General features: G+C 36.1%; 16 protein-coding genes. 4 read left to right on the top strand and 12 right to left on the bottom strand.

The window, feature by feature from the left end:
- The first annotated feature begins 52 nt into the window (after positions 1-52).
- Positions 53-835 carry a hypothetical protein gene (locus IQ247_RS21275; protein ID WP_228059932.1) on the top strand — a complete coding sequence of 261 codons (783 nt, stop codon included), beginning with the start codon at positions 53-55 and terminating at the stop codon, positions 833-835.
- Positions 836-1,059: 224 nt separating this feature from the next.
- Here IQ247_RS21275 and IQ247_RS21270 read toward each other — a convergent pair whose 3' ends face one another.
- Positions 1,060-2,622 carry a DUF1565 domain-containing protein gene (locus tag IQ247_RS21270; RefSeq protein WP_193923140.1) on the bottom strand — a complete coding sequence of 521 codons (1,563 nt, stop codon included), beginning with the start codon at positions 2,620-2,622 and terminating at the stop codon, positions 1,060-1,062.
- A 445-nt stretch (positions 2,623-3,067) separates the two neighbouring features.
- On the opposite strand from IQ247_RS21270, the gene IQ247_RS21265 reads away from it, so the two are divergent.
- Positions 3,068-4,150 carry a thiamine phosphate synthase gene (locus tag IQ247_RS21265; RefSeq protein ID WP_228059934.1) on the top strand — a complete coding sequence of 361 codons (1,083 nt, stop codon included), beginning with the start codon at positions 3,068-3,070 and terminating at the stop codon, positions 4,148-4,150.
- A complete protein-coding gene (thiS, locus tag IQ247_RS21260) occupies positions 4,137-4,346 on the top strand; it encodes a sulfur carrier protein ThiS (RefSeq protein ID WP_193923138.1) in 210 nt (69 codons plus the stop codon). Before IQ247_RS21265 ends, thiS begins: the two co-directional genes overlap by 14 nt.
- A gap of 253 nt (positions 4,347-4,599) precedes the next feature.
- Here thiS and IQ247_RS21255 read toward each other — a convergent pair whose 3' ends face one another.
- The 11 genes from IQ247_RS21255 to pssD all read right to left on the bottom strand — a co-directional run bounded on the left by IQ247_RS21255 (position 4,600) and on the right by pssD (position 18,031).
- Positions 4,600-5,694: an acyltransferase family protein gene (locus IQ247_RS21255; RefSeq protein WP_193923136.1), complete on the bottom strand. Its 1,095-nt coding sequence runs from the start codon at positions 5,692-5,694 to the stop codon at positions 4,600-4,602.
- Positions 5,695-5,819: 125 nt separating this feature from the next.
- Positions 5,820-7,262, bottom strand: coding sequence for an oligosaccharide flippase family protein (locus IQ247_RS21250; protein ID WP_193923135.1), 1,443 nt, complete (start codon positions 7,260-7,262; stop codon positions 5,820-5,822).
- 23 nt (positions 7,263-7,285) lie between these two features.
- Entirely contained in the window at positions 7,286-8,494 is a 1,209-nt protein-coding gene (locus IQ247_RS21245) for a glycosyltransferase family 4 protein (RefSeq protein ID WP_193923133.1), read from the bottom strand.
- 30 nt (positions 8,495-8,524) lie between these two features.
- Positions 8,525-9,676 carry a glycosyltransferase family 4 protein gene (locus IQ247_RS21240; protein WP_193923131.1) on the bottom strand — a complete coding sequence of 384 codons (1,152 nt, stop codon included), beginning with the start codon at positions 9,674-9,676 and terminating at the stop codon, positions 8,525-8,527.
- A 133-nt stretch (positions 9,677-9,809) separates the two neighbouring features.
- Positions 9,810-11,000: a glycosyltransferase family 4 protein gene (locus IQ247_RS21235; RefSeq protein WP_193923130.1), complete on the bottom strand. Its 1,191-nt coding sequence runs from the start codon at positions 10,998-11,000 to the stop codon at positions 9,810-9,812.
- Positions 11,001-11,031: 31 nt separating this feature from the next.
- Positions 11,032-12,066, bottom strand: coding sequence for a glycosyltransferase (locus IQ247_RS21230; protein ID WP_228059931.1), 1,035 nt, complete (start codon positions 12,064-12,066; stop codon positions 11,032-11,034).
- Between the two features lie 69 nt (positions 12,067-12,135).
- Positions 12,136-13,521: an O-antigen ligase family protein gene (locus IQ247_RS21225; protein WP_193923124.1), complete on the bottom strand. Its 1,386-nt coding sequence runs from the start codon at positions 13,519-13,521 to the stop codon at positions 12,136-12,138.
- Between the two features lie 97 nt (positions 13,522-13,618).
- Positions 13,619-15,004: an O-antigen ligase family protein gene (locus IQ247_RS21220; RefSeq protein ID WP_193923123.1), complete on the bottom strand. Its 1,386-nt coding sequence runs from the start codon at positions 15,002-15,004 to the stop codon at positions 13,619-13,621.
- A gap of 12 nt (positions 15,005-15,016) precedes the next feature.
- On the bottom strand, positions 15,017-17,041 hold the full coding sequence (locus IQ247_RS21215) for an exopolysaccharide transport family protein (RefSeq protein ID WP_193923122.1): 2,025 nt from the start codon (positions 17,039-17,041) through the stop codon (positions 15,017-15,019).
- 12 nt (positions 17,042-17,053) lie between these two features.
- Positions 17,054-17,542, bottom strand: a complete 489-nt coding sequence (locus IQ247_RS21210; RefSeq protein ID WP_193923121.1) for a glycosyltransferase — start codon at positions 17,540-17,542, stop codon at positions 17,054-17,056.
- Positions 17,543-17,584: 42 nt separating this feature from the next.
- Positions 17,585-18,031 (bottom strand): PssD/Cps14F family polysaccharide biosynthesis glycosyltransferase, encoded by a 447-nt coding sequence (pssD, locus tag IQ247_RS21205; protein ID WP_193923119.1) that lies wholly within the window; start codon positions 18,029-18,031, stop codon positions 17,585-17,587.
- Between the two features lie 1,045 nt (positions 18,032-19,076).
- Between pssD and IQ247_RS21200 the strand changes: the two genes are divergently transcribed.
- Positions 19,077-20,039, top strand: a complete 963-nt coding sequence (locus IQ247_RS21200) for a DUF1517 domain-containing protein (protein WP_193923117.1) — start codon at positions 19,077-19,079, stop codon at positions 20,037-20,039.
- Positions 20,040-20,184: the final 145 nt, after the last annotated feature.

The raw sequence follows: 20,184 nt of genomic DNA, 5'->3' as shown, positions 1-20,184 counted from the left end.
GTTCACCGTATCAAAATACACTTTATTTTTTTTTGCGATGGTAGCAGAATATATGCCCATCTCCCCTAGTTTCCAAACCATGTTCACCCAAATCTCCGATGTGACTAACAATTTAGCGGTATCCCTGTTAACACATTACAGTTTTGATCTCGGTGGGTATGGTGCCAGCGAGTTAGTCAAGCGTTGGGAAAATCAATATCCGTCGAATTGGGTGCATTTGGGAATAATCGAGGCATTGTATCAAGGACGTTACAAAGCAGTTTCAGTACAGCAGATACTAACTCTTTGGTTAAGAAGAAATTATCCTAGCTATCATTTCAATCTAGAATTTGAGAGCTTAATTTGTAATAAATTACCCGAAGATTTGAAATGGAATCGCTTGCCACCAGCATTACCAAGTGTGACTAGTAATCCTAATATCAAGGAGATAATTAGGAATTACCAATCATCTCATATACTTAATTCTTCATCTCAAAGAAATATTAGTCAAAATAACCATAAATCGGAGTTGATGGGTGCTGAAGTCGAAGAGAAATCTAGCAGCCAAAATATGCCGAAAGCACTTCCCGCCTCATCTAGTCAGGTAATTTTATCTACGCCAAAATCCCCGACAGCATCGCAAGCCTTAACAGAAACGAGAAATCATGTTGTGACAAATTCTGAGTTGATATCGGAACAACAAAAAGGACAATCCGCAACACCTTTGATTACCAAAACTCTAGCCAAGCTTCTTCCCCCTGCGAGAAATCATCCTCCCATTGAACAATTTACTCCGGAGAAAAATGATTCTTCTGAAACATTTACCTCTAAGCTGAAAGCCATTGTTGAAGAGTAATGGGTAATAGGTAATAGGTAATAGGTAATGGGTAATGGGTAATGGGTAATGGGGGATGGGTAATGGGGGATGGGTAATTGGTAAATAAGCGCGAGCAATAAATTTATAACTTCTTAATTATCACTTGGACAACTCTTTCCCAATTACCAATTACCAATTACCAATTACCTATTACCAATTACCAATTACCAATTACCAATTACCAATTACCAATTACCTATTACCTATTCCCTAATTATTTCAGCTTTCAATCCGTTCTTTTTGAATTGTCTGACTAAGTTGTTGGCTTTATTGCGATCGCTAAATATTCCTGCTTGCATGATTTGTTTTCCTCCTCTTGTGGTACGGAATGCGTCAGAGACAATAAATTTTACTAGTTCCTGCTGTCTGGGAGTTACTGCTTCGACTATTACCCGGTAGCGCAAACCTGTTTGTGTTGTGGTTGCTTGGATTTGACGTGAATTTTGGGGAACTCTAGGTGCTGACATAGTTGTGTTCCCATTTTTACTGACGGGTATTTTGGCGGGTGGTACGGGTAAAAGGGCTGATTCTCCTGTAGGGGCTGGTTCTAATACTGGTAATGATGAGGGTATATTTGCTTGGGGTGCGGTAAATTCGATTGTATCTGGCTGCACTTCCACGTAATTTAATTGCTGTTCCTCATCTGTGCTGGATGTAGGGGTATTTTCGCGGGGTAAGAGAGGTTTGAGTAATCTTGGAGTGGTTCTAGGAATTGGGGAAATTGCAGCTTTTACGGGGGCTGCGGCACCTGTTACGTCTACTTTTCCAGCAATGCGGTTACTCGCTAAATTATTGCCGTAAGCAGAAACTTGTTGTGTGGCAGCTTGGGCATTAATATCATAGCGCCCATTGAAACTGAATTGATTCCCACCCGGATTGGATGAATTACCTAAATCTGGTATTGAAGAAGCAATTACAACCAAACCGTCTTCTTTGTTGTTGAAGATAGAATTATTTCGCAAAACTGGGCTAGATGAAGCTTGGATTACAACACCAGTTCGATTATGTGAAATTTTGTTACCGATGATTTGAGGAGATGCATCCTGGGCAATATTTATGCCAAAGCCGGTATTTTGAAAAGTATTTTGCTGGATTTGGGCTTGAGATGTTCCCGAAATCGTAATTCCATTGGCACCGTTGCTGTAAAAATAATTATTCTGAATTTGGGGTGCAGCGGTACCCGTGACTGCAATTCCATCTTGTGTAGAACCTGTAAAGGTATTTGCTTCCACTACAGGCTGACTTGATTCAATCCACATCCCGTAACCCCGAAGATTAGAATTTGTTACGGTTACACCAGTTACTTTTGCGTTGTCAGTAGCAACAATCGCCACGTTTTTACTGCCGTAGAAACGACTGAGATATTCCCCACCCCCCTGAATGATAATATCTTTACCTTGAGTACTAATATCTCCTTGAATAACAATCCCGGATTTGATGATTAAGGGAAATTGTTCTCCCGCTTCGGCGCTGTAAGTACCTTTGGCAAGTCTAATTATGGTATTGTCTTTGGCGATTTTTAATGCTTGAGTAATTGTTTTTAAGGGAGCGCTTTCACTACCATTTGTGTTTGTGTCATTTCCGATACTTGGGTTGACAAACAGTACATTAACCTGAGAAATTGAATTCTCACTGAGGGTTTTGCCCTTGGACATGGACGATATTTGAGCAATGGCAATATTAGAGTTAACGTTCAGTAAAACCGTAGTGAATGCAGTTAAACTTACAGTTAAAAATAAAACATAAGATATAGAAGATGTACGCATACAAGATTCGAGGTAGGAAAATGATTTGAAGGCTTGAATAATCTGCTTTGACAGAATATGAGCCTTGTCTAGCCGAGATGAATTAGGGTGGTTAATCACTGTTTTGACACTCCTTACATCCAAAGTGACGTTTTTATACCCTCCTATGGGAGGATAATCAAATTTCAGTAAAATTATTGAATGGGCTGTTGGGAAAATGATATTTTTGATTGATTTTAGATTTGAGATTTTCAATTAGAATAAAAAGTATATTTTAATACTTTAATAAATGTAAATGAAATCCAATACTCAATTTAAAATCTAAAATCGCTAATCCAAAGTGAGATGACCCGTAATTGCTACTTTTAATAAAAAGCAATTTAGTACAAAAATCAACGATGATCGCAACATTAGGAACATGAACCAGGCTGACTGTTACGATGAAGACAATAATGGGGTTGTTGTAATGGTCGAGCCATACAGCCAAAAGGAACAAGTGCAACAAGTTGTGCTGCGGATTTTAGACGCGAATTTAGATCGTACTCGTGAAGGTTTGCGAATTATTGAAGAATGGTGTCGCTTTGGCTTGAATAATAGCGATTTGACTAGGGAGTGTAAGCATTTAAGGCAAGAGGTAGGATTATGGCATACCGCTGAATTAAGAGCAGCAAGGAATACTCCAGGTGATGCAGGTACAGAACTAAGTCATCCCCAAGAAGAACAGCGTGAAAGCGTTAAATCGGTGTTACAAGCCAACTTCTGTCGAGTACAAGAAGCTTTACGGGTGATTGAAGAATACGGGAAGCTTTACAGTTCCGGTATGGGTAAAGCTTTTAAGCAAATCCGTTATCGAGTTTATACTCTCGAAAGTAATTTGATGGGCTTTACTCGATATCAACAACTTTTGCGATCGCGTTTGTATTTGGTCACCTCCCCAAAAGAAAATTTACTGGAAACTGTAGAAGCTGCCCTTAAAGGTGGATTAACACTAGTACAGTATCGCGAGAAAACAGCTTCGGATACCATTCGTTTGGAAGAAGCTAGGAAGCTTTGCCAGTTGTGTCACGCCTATGATGCTTTATTTTTGGTCAACGACCGGATAGACTTGGCTTTAGCAGTAGATGCCGATGGTGTGCATTTGGGACAACAGGATATGCCTATATCTCTAGCCCGTGATTTACTAGGTCCTCATAAGTTAATTGGTCGTTCTACCACAAATTCAGATGAAATGCAACGGGCAATTACCGAAGGTGCCGATTATGTTGGTGTAGGGCCAATTTACCAAACTCCAACTAAAGAAGGTAAGCCAGCCGTTGGATTGCAATATATTAACTATGCGGCAAAAAATTGTCCAATACCCTGGTTTGCAATTGGTGGAATAGATCCGAATAATCTCAATGATGTAGTTGGAGTTGGAGCAAATCGTGTCGCAGTTGTACGAAGCATTATGGAAGCAGAGCAACCAACTTTAGTAACGCAATATTTTTTATCACAATTACACCGTCCTCAAACAGTAGATAGTAAGTTAAAATTGTATGATCAGTCTTGAGTTACAAGTAAACGGAGAAATCCGTAACTTTTCTAAAGAAACTTTTTTGCCCGATTTACTCATAGAATTAGGTTATAATCCCCGCCTAGTTGCTGTCGAGTATAACGGCGAAATTTTGCATCGTCAATATTGGGAACAAACTAAAATCAAACAAAATGACCGTTTGGAAATAGTTACTATTGTCGGAGGAGGGTAATCAGTTATCAGTTATCAGTTATCAGTAAACAGTTATCAGTTATCAGTAAACAGTTATCAGTTATCAGTAAACAGTTATCAGTTATCAGTAAACAGTTATCAGTTATCAGTAAACAGTTATCAGTTAAGAATTATTTGATTTTCTTTATTTATTCAAATTGATAATCAAGATGTTGGGTGAGGAGGGAAATATGATTTTTCAATGTAAATTATATTTTTTGTTTGTCTAAGTTAACTTATAATTAATCATTAATTTAATTAACAACTCTTTTTAATCCTAATCTTTTTAGTACTATTGATAATAGTAATGATATTGTAAGTAATATTATCCAACCGATAATTTTAATTATAATTATTTGAGTTAGGTTGAAGTTAGCTTCACTGAATAATTTGGTTCCAATTGACAAAAAGATTTGCGCTAAAATACCATTTATACAAAAAATCCCTAAACTATATTTTGATAGTAGTTTAGTTAGTTTAACAACGGGTGATGGTAAAGTTTTTTCCTTGACGGATGCAAAACAGATAAACATTGCTGGTACGCTGAAAATGCAGGAAAATGCAGCATAATCGAAGGGACGAAGAGAGTTTTTTAAAACTAAAGTTAAGATTGTATACTCTATGATCATGATTGCGGCTGTAAAGCACAAAATCAGGATTTTATTAGTTTTACTTAGAGAAATCGATTTATTTTCTATCCAAGATAAATTTTTGTAGAAATATATACCTAGAGCGATGTAAACAAACCAATAAATAATGAAAGGACGCTCCATTTTGATTAAAAATGTCAATACCTGATTTCCGAATAAACCGCAAATATTAGCATAGATAAATAAGAAAACGAGTCCTTGAATTGCAATAGTAATAAAAATATTTTTTGACTGATTTAACCAACTGCGGATAAAGTAAAAAATTATCATTAATTGCAAAATTATTAGAAAATAATAAGCACCTGTAAATATTTCTCCTGTTAATATTGCATTGATAATTTCTATAAAAGAGTTTCCATTTATAGCTTTTAATAATGCTGCAATTCCGAACCAAAATAGAGTTGGAATTCCCAGACGAATTAATCTTTTTTGTAATAAAGGTAATTTTGGTTGTGTTGGAAATTGAGAAATTTGACGTTCAAAAAGTAGAAATGAAATAGTCAGAAAAACTGGAACACAAAATCTCAACGGAGCAAATAAAATTTCTAAAATTCCATTACTTGCGATAAAAGTAGAGCGAGGTAAAAAGATTGCGTGGTATGATACTACCGCAGTAATACTGATTGCTTTGAGAAATTCCAAGAAAAAAAGTCTGTCCGAAACTTGAGAATTCAAAGGGACTGTTATTTGTTCTTTCATGTTAGTTCATATAAAAATTAAACTATATATTATATATTTACCATTGATATTATAAAATAGTAAAAACTCTGCGTTCCTTTGCGTATAACTTTGCGTTCCTTTGCGTTAAAAATATATATAATTATTTAAGCCATATTTAAAGAACGCTTGACTAGATTAATTAATAATCGAGGGATTCTACCCGCAGAAAAGATAGATAATCCAACGATATAAATTACAATTAATAAAACTGGTTGAATAAAAATTTGTAAAGATGTAGATAAAGGAAGATTAATAACAGCAAATAGAGCGAAAATGATAGTCAAAGTTGGTAAAATGACTGGCTTAAATAACTCCGCAATATTCCATTGTGCAGCACGACTCATGGCAAACCAAAACCAAATACTTGCACCAACACCCATCACCAACGCAACTGCGATCGCAACTCCTATAACTCCTCCCCAGTTGGCTCCGAGAAAGAAAGCTGGAATGGAAAGGGGTACCAAAACCCAATTAATTGCAGCATTAATATTTGGCTTATCTATAGCATTCAAAGCTGTACCGAGAATCGACATGAAACCTCTAGCATATGCAAAAATCATTACTATTTGAAAGATGTTTACCGCTGGTTTCCATTGCTCACCATATACTAAGGGAATAATCCAAGGTGCGATAATAAAGCCTATACCGTAGATAGCAGCATACAATACAGCATAGATTTCCAACATCCGACAAAGATAAGTTTTTCTAGCTTCATTATCTCGTTGCGATAATACTGAAAAGTTAATTCGGTTAATTTGGGAGAGAGCAAATGTTGGTAACATAGCCAATTGATAAGCCATATTGTAGTAACCCAAAGATTTTGCACCAATTAATCTACCGATGATTAAATTATCGGAATTAGTGTTAGCATAAACGGCTAAATTAATCCCAATTAAACTGCTGATATAAGTTCTAACTTCGCCGATTGCTGCTGAATCTGGTTTAAAATTGTATTCAAAATTATATCGACTAAAATAACGTTTGCATAAAGCATCAACCAATGACATGGCAATTTCTGCAACTGCAAAAGCCCATACTCCACCACCCATAGAAGCACAAATTACCGCACTACCAAAACGCGCAAATCCGGAAAAACTATCGGTAATTGCTAACTCGCGAAATTTCATTTGACGTTGTAATACAGCACCATGAGAACCCGCACCCGCACCGATTAAAAATACTAAAGATACAACTAATGTTAAAGGAAAAACTAAGGGTTCACCAAAAAATTTAGCTAGGGGAAATCCAGCTAAAGCTTGGATAATAAACATCACTATCGAGATATTTACACCCAAGCTATAAACTGCATTTACTAATTTTTTATTGTCCAAACCACGCTGAATTAATACTGACGCGATAGCAGCATCTTTAAACAGTGCTGAAAGTGTCGTGACAATCAACACCATACCCCAAACACCGAAGTCATCAGGTGATAGCAAACGTGCTAAAAATATTTGAGCAAGCAGTTGAGATATTTTAGCAAAACCGAAACTAGCAGTCAGCCACAAACTGCTTGAAGCTATTTTTTTTGTACTAATATGAGCCATTTTAAAAAGTTAGGAGTTAGGAGTTAATAAAGAACCGAATGCGGTGTTTTCCGTCGAGCTAATTCTATTCCTTTGCTTCCCAATTTTTTTCTTAATTCCTTGTCTTTACACAAGCGAATCAATGCTTGAGATATTTCTTCTGGGGAATCTGGATTTACTAATAAACCGTTTTCTTCGTGGTGTACTGCATCTTCTACACCACCTATACGAGAAGCGATGACTGGTTTACCAAAATAACCGGCTTCTGCATAAACTATTCCGAATCCTTCGATACTCGCTTTTTGAATATCAAAAAATGTCAACATGGCAAAAATATCACTTGTAGCATAATAATTTGCTAAGTCTTCATCGGGTACAAATCCGGCAAAATGTACTCTTTCTTTGACTTGTAATAATTCAGCTTTCTGTTCGAGTTCGCGTTGCATTTTTCCTCTGCCACAGATTATATAATGAACATCTAAATCTTGATTTACCAGCTGATTTAAATTTTCAATTACTCTTCCAAACCCTTTACGTTTGACTAATCTTCCTACCGAAAGAATAACTATTGCATTTTCTGGAATATTGAATTTTTGACGAATATTTAATCGTGCATTTTCCAGATATTGTTGATTTTTAGCTTTCTCACCAAATTTTTCTGGTCTAACTATGGGATTAATTACATAAGTTGGGGTATTAAATTCAAACTTTTCGCTGAGATAATCTTTTGTAAATGAACTATTACAAACAATACCTGTAGCTCGTTGTAAAGTTAATTCAAAGAGTTTTTTTAATACCGGATTACGCAAGGGACAAAGAATATCATCACCGTGTAAATAGATAAAAAAGTTAATTGGTAAAAGATAACTTAATAATAAAATTGCCGGGAAATCGTAACCATGTCCCCATTCTATATAACGGTAGCGGTAGCGAAAATACAGTTGAATTGCGAAAACAAACGACCAAAACATATTCAGAATTTGCTTGATAACTCCTCCCAAACCAAATATACGTGGAATATTTGGTAAATACCAACGATGTACAGAAAAATCTTGAACTTGATCAAATTCTTTATCACCTTGAAAACTTGCCGCTAACATAATTATCCGTTCAGGATTTTGCAAACAGCGGTTATATACATACTCTTCAATTCCACCTTCCTTTGGTAAAAAGGTACGCGAAACAACTAAAATATCTCGATAATAGGCTGCTTCTTTACTTCTAGAACTCTCAATGTGTGAAATATTTTGCATAATAGTGATTACTCTTTTAACGCTCTAAAATCAACCATATCTCTGTGCTTCTTTCCTCTGCGCCCTCTGCGTCTCTGCGGTTTTTTTATCATATTTCATACCTTGAATAATAGCGGCAAATCCAGAACAAGTTTGCTCCCAATAATAGGAAGTAGCGACTTTTTTACGTCCTGCTGCTCCCATTTTTTCCATTAATCCAGGATTTGTAATTAATTCTGATATAGCTTTAGCTAAAGCTTTTGAATCACCAGGTGGAACTAATAAACCATTTTTCCCATCTTCTACTAATTCCGGCATTGCAGTTGCATTCGTGGTAATTATTGGTAATCCATAGTGCATCGCTTCTAAAAAGACAATTCCAAAGGTTTCTTGAAAAGAAGGTAAAACAAAAATATCGCTAGAAGCATATAATTGTTTGATATTATCTTGGTCAGCACCATCATGAAATACCACACAATCAGTTAATTTAAGTTTGTTGACAGCATTGTTTAATTGATTGTAATAACTAGAATTATTTTTACGATTTCCTACTAAATGTAGAGTAAAATCTTGTCTTTCTATTTGAGCAAAAGCTTCTATTAAATAAGCTATACCTTTTCTTGGAACATAATTACCCACACATAAAATTTTCTTACTCTCTTTACAATATAATTTCCGCTCTTCAGGTAATTGAAACTTCTCTCTATCTAATCCTGGTGATAAAACATGAACTGATTCCGGATTAATTCCCACCGAAACAATTTCACTTTTAGAATATTCGCTACTGGTAACGATTAAATCAGCAAAAGACAACCTAAATTGTTCTATATATTTGTTAATTAACCTTCTAATTACAAATTTATCCTTACTTTCATAACCATAAAAAAGATGTACTAAAACAACAATTTTACCTTTCCTAAAAACACGTTGAATAAAATTTGTCAACAATAAATATCTACTAAAATAATGGTCTTCAACTAAAATTCCCTTGTATTTAAACAGAAATATCGCAAATATTAAAGATGCCAAAACATCCCCAATAATTGGTATTTTACCCAACCTTAAAAAATGCCTTTTTTCATGTAAACTAACATATTCTTGCTCCCAACCGAGTTTTTCCAAATATTGTGAAAGTTGATAATTATAAAGTTCTCCTCCTGTTTGAGGAGGTTTAGCACCAGTTAAAAAGAAAACTTTTTCCATAAAAAACCAAATTGTATTTTATTGTTTCTACCTTGTTAAAGGCACAGCCTCTGAAATTGCATTCCCAGACAGTACGAAAAATACCTCTCTATCTTCTTATCCTCTGCGTACTCTGCGTCTCTGCGGTTTTTTTTTACCCAGTAAACTGCATCATTCCTCGTGCATAACTTTCCAAACTACAGTTATCACAAACCCAATTATTACCTTTACTCAAAACATCTTTAGTACTTAAACTTTTAGCAACATTAATAATAGTTTGAGCTACCTGCAACGAATCATCAGGATTAACAGTCCACTCAGGAGCAAAATTCTGTAAAATCTCGTTAATACCACCCGTATTGCTACCAACTACCGGAACACCACAAGCGATTGCTTCAACAACTGTACGTCCAAAAGGTTCCCTGGGTGCGAGTGTCACAACTATATCTGCGTGTCTGTAGTAATCTTGAATATTCAAAACCGGAGGTAAAATTGTAAAACGGTCTGCAACACCTGCATTTGCAGCACTTTCAAGTAAATCTCGACTGTAAATTTTTTCAGGAGATTGATCTTCGCCAATTACAACCCCGTGATAATTATCACCCATTTCCTTTAAGTGAGCCAAAACCGGAATTAGCGATCGCAAATTTTTATCGTTGATAATTCCGGGTTTATTAATCCGGGAAGGAGTCAGCATTATCCGCGCTCCGGAATTGATAATAGCTTTTAAAGCATCGGGAGGAGTGCTACTGATATGAGTATTAAACTTTTCTAAATCAACTGGTTGATAAAGAATTCCCCGAATATCCGGCATTAAACTACGGATATGTGATGCTGTAAATTGTGAATTACAAATAGCACCGGGTGCAAGACTGGTAAAAGCAACTTTTCTTGCTAAATAACCAAGTTTATTATGAGACAGTGCTAAGTCATGACAAAAATGATAAACTTGACGGCGACTGAAACGAAGAGATGGTGCAAATAATGTCAGTATTGGTAAATAACTCCGCCAAACCAGATTATCAAGTAATAAAGGATAATGTTTTGGTTGCTTATTCACCCATTTTAAGGCAGATTTGAGAAATTCATTAGAATTTTCAGCCTCAATTAATTCAATACAAGATTCTTGATTTGCATCTTTAAAATATTTCTCCATAAAAGAACCTTTATGGACTAAAATACACAATTGCTCGGATGCTTGAAGACGAGCAAAACCCATCGCTAACATCAACAAACTGACTGTTGTACCGCCTAAAGAATTACAGTAAGCTGGAATAACTATCAATTTTTTACGGATATTTTTCTCTGACTTAGATGTTTGATTTTGACTTAATAAAGTAGTCATTAGATTTTAGATTTGAAATTTTTAATTATTCTTAAAACTGAAAATTATCGGATTTTTTACCTGTTAATTGTGGTTTAATACCTGTTAATTTAAAGCGCAAATAGCGACGTAATCCTAAACTTATATAAACTTTACCTTCATGAGGAAATAAAGCGCATATACTTCTTCTTACCAGTCTTTCTGATGTATCTTTAAAACTATGACCGATAGCTATACCTTCTTGCAAAGTCATCCAAATTATTTGTAAGGTTTGGGTTAATGAACCACGATTCGATTGCAGGATTTTGAAACTACGATAATCTATATCTCTTTTAAGATCGAAACGTTGATTTATACCGATATTACTCGCAGCATTATTAATACAATTAGCGGTGTCTTCGCGCTGTTTAATTAAATAAGTTAAATTATTGCTATTGGCTTGTACATTATTACCATGTTTACGATAATACATTAATGGTTCATTAATTTTTCCTATTTGCCCATAAAAAGGTACAGTTGCAGTTAAATAAGTATCACCAGCAGTGGGTTGTTTGGGAAACGGTAAGACTTTTTTTAAGACAGAACGTCGGTATGATAACGCAGAAGTTACAGCCCAAGCATATCTTCCCCATTGTAAAAGCAAAGGTTTGACATCACCTTGATTAAAATAAATTGGATCGCGCCCAATAATTCCCCCTTCAGCATCAACTGTAGTTCTTCCGTGAGATATTTGTACCCAGTTAGGATTTTGATTAAACGCTGCGACAACTTTTGCTAGTTTATCTTTGTAATAATAATCATCTGAATCTAGAAAACAAATAATCTCACCTTTTGAACGAGCAAATCCGGTATTGAATGCTGCATTTTGTCCGGCATTCTCCTGAAATATTGCAATTAATTTATCTTGATAACTTTCAATAATTTCTCGCGAATTATCTGTAGAACCATCATCTACAACTATTAATTCAAAATTTCGGTAGGTTTGATGCAAAACGCTATCAATTGCTTTTTGGATAAAACGACCGTAATTATAATTATCAATAATTACGCTGACTAGAGGATTTTGATTTGTAGAATCTGTATTCATTTGATTTGTCATTTTTTTCAAGTAATTTCAGTTAATTGTTTAGTATTTAGAATATTTTACTGTTAGATATTAAATCATTTTCTCTGCTTTTTCATAATTCCATTTTAAAAAATATTTTGGATTATTTTTGATGACAGGAGAACCAACAATTGCAGCAAGCAAAACTAACATACAAGCTATTAACTCTCCAAATTCCATGACAGTGGACAATAAAGTATACAAAATTATCAACAAAAATGTTGAGAGAGGTCTTCCCTGTCGAGTTTGATATAACCATACTGCAAAAGATATCCAAAATGTGAGAAACATTGAAGTTCCTACAATTCCAAGATGATAAAGTAAAGTTCCTAAAATAAAGCTGTGAGTGCCAACACGTCCTAATTCAAATCCTGGTAAAACTGTCTCACCAACAACCCAATGACCGAATATTAATTTATCTGGAATAGCTTCTAAAGTCTTTTGATATATTTGGCTACGAACTTCTGTAGAGTCAGCACGTACTTCTCCTACTGTTTCTGCTTGGGAACTGTATACCTGTAAAAGAGAGTCTGTGACGCTGGGAAAAGACAGTGTTGTAAAACTGATAATTGCAAGTAATGCTAAAGGTATTGCATAACCATGAATTTTGCCATAAATAAATGTATAGCGTAATATTACAATTATTGGTAATAACAGCCACACAGAACGAGTTCCACTCACAAGTACTAAGAAGAAACTTCCTATCAACAAACATATCGACCAAAGACGATTTTTAATATCCAGTGAAACTAAGTTAATGTAAGCTACTATTAAAGCTAAAATCTCTGGAATAATAAAAAAGAAACTCCAGCGTTTTAGACCTGCAATACTTGTATGATAAGGCAAATAAGGAATTAAATAATTTGATAATCCCGCTCCATGTTCGTAATTTCCTTCTGCATTTCCAGCCGCAAGAGAAAAAATTGTCCGGGGATATGTATAGTCCCTACCTCCTAAAATTAGTTGTCCAATTACCCACAATAAAAGCATCTGAATTACAAGTAAACTAAAAGCCCAAGCTACTACTTCTAAACGTACTCTAATATTGTTACTTTGGATATACCAAAGTAGTAAAATTAATCCGTACCAAAATAGAATGTAACGGACATCTGCTGCAATATTCAGTGGTCTATCTGTTGCTAATTTATAAAATATTGAACCAATAAGTCTATAACTAACAAATATAAATAATGAGAGTACGCTCAAGCTGGGTTTTTTCAAGCGTATTCTTCCATAATGTCGTTGTTCGTACCAACCAATCCCAAAAAACATAAATGCAGCCATAAATCTGTAGATTCCAATAATCCACCAAACTGCAATTAAACTTATATTCGCACAAACAACTTTTTCTGGAACTGTGAGATTATTCCATCGAATCCAGATTCCTGAAAATAAATTTTTATTCTCGACTTTGTTTAGAGTTTTAATTAACGCCACCTATTCCCTCTAATTTTAGAATAAAGTATTTGAAATTTTTGATAAATGCATATAGCCTGATATTGATATTAAAAAAAAAGGTCACGAGAAATATTGATTAACTGTAATTAAAAATTGTAATATCTCGCTGTGATGAATTTTTAACTGGATAACTACGCAACATAACACAAAGCAAACTAATCGGTAATACAGGCATTTCTAACTCCATTGTGGCGAATGTCAAGCTAAAAAGTACAAAGACGAAAAGACATGAAGGTCGATCATATCGCGTTTGATATAACCACCATAATAACGAGAACCAAAAGGTGAGGAAAAACCCAGTACCTAACAAACCTCCTCGATAAAGTAAAGTTCCCAAAATAAAACTATGAGTACCAACTTTTGCGGGTTCGTATCCTGGTAAAACTCCTTCTCCATTAACTACATGACCAAAAATTAATTGTGAATTCTCAGCATTTTCTATACCTTCCATTGTCAATCGATAGATTTCACCCCTAACTTCTGTAGAATCTGCACGAGCATTTGCAGTTGCTTCAGCAGTATTTGTGATTTTATCTATTACCCCATTACTAATAATAGGAACCGACAAAGAACTAAAGCTGACAATTGCTAATAATCCACAAATAAATGCTGGACCAAAAACCTTACCAGTTGTAAATAAATATCGCAGACCTAAAACAATTGGTAAGCTCACCCAAACCGCACGAGTTCCACTTGTCAACAGTAAAAAAGCTGAACCAAATAATAAGAAAAAAGACCAAAGACGATTTTTAATATCCAACGATAACAAACTCACAAAACCCATTACCAAAGCTAAAGCTTCCGGCCCGGGGAAAAAATATACATAACGAACTAATCCTCCGATGGATTCATCCGTGGGAAAATAAGGCATTAAAAAATTACTATTACCATCTCCGGGTTCGTATTCTCCCGATTTACCCGTGAGCAAACCATAAATTGAACGAGGAGGTATATAATGTGCTTGATGTAAACCAAAATAAATTACTCCCCACATCAACAACATCATCGCGATCGCAATGGAAAAAGACCAAAAAACAACTTGTTGACGAATACGTATTTTTCGGTCTTGAACATACCACAGCAATAAACCGAAGCAAACTATATTATTTAAAGGTGAGATTACGGCATTAAAATTGAGTCGGGTACCCTGAGCTTCTCGATAAAAATATCCAACAATTAAAACATATAAACCGTAACCGATTATTCCGATGACAGCAGCACTCGGACGCTGTAAACGGATTTCTCTTTTTTCACGCAATTCATAAATAATAATACCCGCGACTAAAAAGACAAAATATAATCTCCAACCCCACATCCACCACAACGGAATCAAGGTAATGTAAGCGCAAACAATTTTTTCTGATTGCGTTAGTTCTCCCCAACAAATCCAAATTCCGGAGAATAAACCATCACAATCAGTGGTCTTTTTATAAGCAGGTTTCAATCTTGTTTGCTGATTCATGAATTAACCTACTTACTGTACTTGAACAATATTTTGTCCGTACATATAACCTTGCGCTCTTGTTTCTACACCATTAACTACTAATCCCGCAATTTCGGCTTTGTGTCTGGTTAATTGTTCGATACTGTCGTAGAAACAATTACGATGGCTGCTTGTGGAACGAACAACAAACAGTACTTTTGATATCACTTTTGCTAGTAATGCTGCTTCTGGTGTCAAAGTAACTGGAGAACTATCTACTAAGACATAATCATATTTACCATTGACTTGTACATAGTTCAAATACTGTTCAAATTCTCCACGAGCCACAAATTCGGCAATTTTATCTTCTGCGATACCCACTGATAATAAATCTAAATTGGGACGAATTTCATTTTGTGTAAATCGCGAATCCCAATTTTTTTGTGGCTGATAACCTAAAGTTTCTGAAAGTTCTGCTTTCCGAAAATCTCCGTCTACAACTAATACTTTAAAACCCAAACTGATCAGCGCATTCGCTAACCCTAAAATAGTTGTAGTTTTACCTTCCCCGGTGGTAGCACTAGCAATCATTAATCTTCCAGAATCTAACTGCATTAAACTAACCGCAGAAGCTAATCGTTGAAACTCGATTTCTCCCCCGATTTGGTCTAATTTCCCACCAATATTTTTGATATAAGGAACGCTCGCAAATACCGGAATATTGGTTTGTTGAATATCTTTGGGACTGAGTAAGGGGTTGCGATTTTCCAAAAATAACGCGATCGCAGCACTACCGAAACCAGAAGCTAGTAATGCTCCAAGTATCATTAATCTTAATTTTGGACCTGTTGCTTTAGTATCTATAGTTGGTTGGTCTAGTACTTGAACACTGGGATAAGCGCTGAAAGCACCAAGTTTTGCTTGTTCTGCTTGGGCTACTACCCCGTTATAAACCCCTTCGGCAATATCATATTGTCGTTGCAGTTCAAGTAGTTTCCCTTGCTTCTGGGGTAAAGAATTTAACTTCGCAGCCAATTTATCAATAGCCGGTTGCAGTTGTTGGGCTTTTTCCTGCATTCCCATAGCCTGACTTTCTGCCAAAACCATCTGTTCTGCTAAACCCGCCGTATTTTCGCCGATTGCATTATCAACCCCAGCCACATTACCTGTAGAATCGGTAACATATTGTTGCAGTCGGTTACTTAACACATTTTGTTGATATTGTAAATCCTGAACTTGGGGATGGTTGCTGGTTAACTTACCTCTAGCTTCCACCAGGGCAACTTCAACTTCGCTCAATTTGTCCCGAATTAACTGATATTCCTTTAATTCTTTGAGTCTTACAGAACCTACCGCCGCTGCCGGACTCAAAGCTACACGAGACGATAGCATCCTCACTCTCGCTTGGGCTGCTTGGGCTTCCGCGATTGCTTGGGCTTGTTCTGTATTCAAAGTATTCATCGCTGCAATAATCTCTTTGGTTTGCTCGTCTGAGTTAACCAAATTGGAACTTTCGCGGAATTCACTGAGAGATTTTTGTGCTACAAGCAACTTCTGTAAGGCTTGTTTTACTTCATTTTGCATGAATTGCGATCGCTGTTGTGCTTCATCAAGCCTTAACTCTTGTAAGCGATTACGAAAGGCTGTAATTAATGCAGTTGCTCGCTGTGCGGCTAATTCCGGACTAGAACTCTCAACGTTAAGAGATATCACCGTCGATTCTTTTTCGGGAGAAACCTTAAAAAGTTTCTTGAAATTACTTAACCGAGAAAACTGATCTTTTTCGGGGTCTTTTTCCCATACTTCTTTAATTACATGGTCGCTCATGGCGATCGAAGATAAAATATTCAACGGGTTAAGCTGTTGAGAAAAGACTACCCCTTCATCTCGAACACTACCTAATTTACCCAAATCTGCATCACTATTATTAGTTACGTTGGGTAATATTAACTGTGCTTGGCTATTCCAAATCCGAGGTGTTGTTTTGATGTTAAATGCAGTTATACCCAACACCAAAACATTCCAAGCCACAAGCAGTTTCCAATGTCGCATTACTATTTTGGCAATTCTATTCATAGAAACAGTACCTCAAGACCTTACCGGATATATCTGCATTAAATGCTCAGCTAATTTTGGCTGGTCAAATATCTGTCCTTTAAAACTAGGTGGTGGACATTTTATTGCTTGCTCTAAATTATTCAGAGTCGTGCAATAAGGTATTCCTAGTTTCTCAACACCTTGAGCAAACCATAGCTGATGATCGTCGATATGCTCTTTGTAACGAGCTAAACGCGGTACCAAAATAAAACTTGCTCCTTGAGCCGCTAATCCCCGCGTTAAACCTTGACCTGCATGGGATATAATTAGCCGAGATTCTTCTATTGTTTTCATCAACAAATTAGTCTCAACTATTGGTATGGTTTTCACGTGGATGTATTTTGCTAGGGCAGATACGTCGGTTGTTCCGTGCTGCACAAACACACTTTCAGAAATTACCCCACTGTCTAAAAGACTGTCCAACCAAGCAATAGCCCTATCAAAAGAAAAGGGTATGGTTCCTAATGTAACAGTAATCATTAGTTTTAAATGAGAGTGACTTTTATACCTTAGTAAGAGCCTTTAAGCGTATCCTTTAAAAATTGCTTTAGGGTACTTGCGGCATAAATTTGGCCACTGTACATAAAATTCATCACTAAATTTATAAACCAATTTTCCAGATAAACTCAGTTCTTCCGAGCGAGAGATACTCTCGACATACACAAATCGTTTACCAAACAACTTGGCTGCAATCGCAAATCCAACGGCAATACTAGCTCCCGTTGAAACTACTATGTCAGGTTGTTCCGAATAGACTATCTTAAATACCCGAGGAATGTTCTGCCAAAATGCCAATACATCTCTAGGAGCCTGATAAGGCAACCAATGAACTTTTTCCCCATTCTCTAGTAATTTTGTATCTTTCTTCCAGTCAGTCACCCATACTCGTTCATGATTACACCAAAAAGATTCTAGTCTCCTCATGGTGGAAAAATGACCCCCAGAAGTACATACCAATAGTAATTTCATAGATTTTTTAACCCCTCAGATCCTTGACAGAGAAACACACTTAAACCTGATTTTTTACCAAAATTGCAAGATAAATTTGTCAAGCTGTTTTAAGCATTTTCTATTATTCAACCATTAAAGAATTTGTCAAGCTTAGCTCCTCCAGTAACCGTAAAGCAGATTTTTCACTTCAGACAGATACACCAAAACAAGAATTAGTACAGCAAAATTTCTGATTACTTAGTTTATTACTTACGGATGATTCTCAGCATAACTCACTTGAAACATATACTTGCTTGACCTTTGAACCAAACAAGTCCCCATAAGTAATAACTCATAGAAAAATCGCTCTTAACTGTATCAGCCGCTTGACGCACCACAAACATCATCATTTCCACTAGTAAAGCAAGTGTTCTTTACAGAACTTTAATATAAACGTTAACGTAATTAACACTCAATTGAGTTGACTTCATCAAATCTTTAATTATAAATGCTAAACCATAGTGTACTAGTATAAAATTATATCTAATTCTATGTTGTCTATAATACTATGAGAAAATATTATTTATTATTTGCGAACAACTGTATTGCGTATATAATTACACATAAGCTTTTGTTTGATAAAGAACATATGAAAGCAGGAAGCTAGCAATTTTTTATACTATAAAATTACCGTATTGATTGTAATGAATCATTTCTTTGGTAACGCCGGAGTCTCGCTCCCTGGTGAGAACTAACGCAGCAAAATTTGATTTTCCGTGGGGTGATTCGTCGGGTTTTTAAGTTAAAAATCTCTAAAGACAAGACAATCATCGTCAAAACCCGACTTCTGATTGTGTATATTTGAGTCAGACTTTATTCCTAATTCTTCGTAAGGTACGGTTATCAACAGTGGATTTCCCTCCAAAGATTACTGCTAAACCATAGTGAGAAACGATAAATTTAGAATGTAACCTAAAAATAATAGTAAAAGTGCCAATCAGATATATTGATGTGAATTAAACAATATATTTTGTGAACATTGGCATCAAATGTAAATAATATCGTTTTTCAACAAAGCCGTATCATGCGTAAAAAAATACAAAGTGCCATCAAACCGCTGTTTAAATCTTTTTTAGTTGCCTTCCTTGTGTTTACGCTGGTATTTAGCCAAACATCAGAAGCGCTAGCTGCTCGCAGCGGTGGTAGAATTGGTGGCGGTTCTTTCAGAGTACCTTCATCATCTCCTCGTACCTACGCTCCTCCCGGAGGTGGATACGCTCCTTATCCCGGTGGTGGATTTGGTTTTCCTTTCCTATTTCCTTTTTGGGGTATAGGTGGAGGATTTGGGGGTTTATTTGGAATATTGATTTTCTTTGCTTTAGCTAACTTTGCAGTACAAACCTTCCGTCGAGTTGCGAGTGGTGGAGAGGGAGAAGTAGGTTACAGCAGCAACCCGACAATTTCCGTAACCCGTTTACAAGTAGGTTTACTAGCTCAAGCCCGCGAATTGCAAACCGAACTAAATCGTCTAGCCGAAACTGCCGATACCGAGTCTCCAGAAGCTAGAGCGCAAATTTTACAAGAAGCCAGCCTTGCTTTATTGCGTCATCCAGAATATTGGGTTTACGCAGGTGGTAATACAAATCAAGCCCGTTTGAATTCCGCAGAAGCAGAATTTAACCGTTTAGCTTTAGCCGAGCGCAGCAAATTCACTGAAGAAACATTATCTAATGTTAACAATCAGTTAAAAGAAGCTGCACCCAACAAAGCTTTACCATCTACCGGAGAATTAGACAATCCCACCGATTTAATTACCCAAGGACCTGGAGAATATATAATTGTTACCTTACTTGCAGCAACTTTAGGTAAAACCGAAGTTCCCAAGATAAACAGCGCCGACGATTTACGTCAAGCACTGCGTCAATTTGGTAGCATCCCCAGTGATAAACTGCTAGCTTTCGAGATTTTATGGACTCCCCAAGCACAAGGTGATACTTTGACTAGTGATGATTTACTAGCAGAGTATGCTGATTTGAAATTAGTTTAGGAGCCAGTTGACAGTGAGGAGTTAGGAGTGAGGAGTTAGGAGTTGTTGTAGAGACGTAGCACTGCTACGTCTGTACGGGAGTTAGGAGTTAGGAGTTAAGAATTAATAAGGAAGTATTTTCCTGTCTCTTATACACTTCTGACGC

This window comes from Plectonema cf. radiosum LEGE 06105 (assembly GCF_015207665.1).
GTDB lineage: Bacteria > Cyanobacteriota > Cyanobacteriia > Cyanobacteriales > Nostocaceae > Rivularia > Rivularia radiosa_A.
The sequence above is the reverse complement of the archived record's forward strand: the minus strand, read 5'-3'. Positions and strand labels throughout refer to the sequence as shown.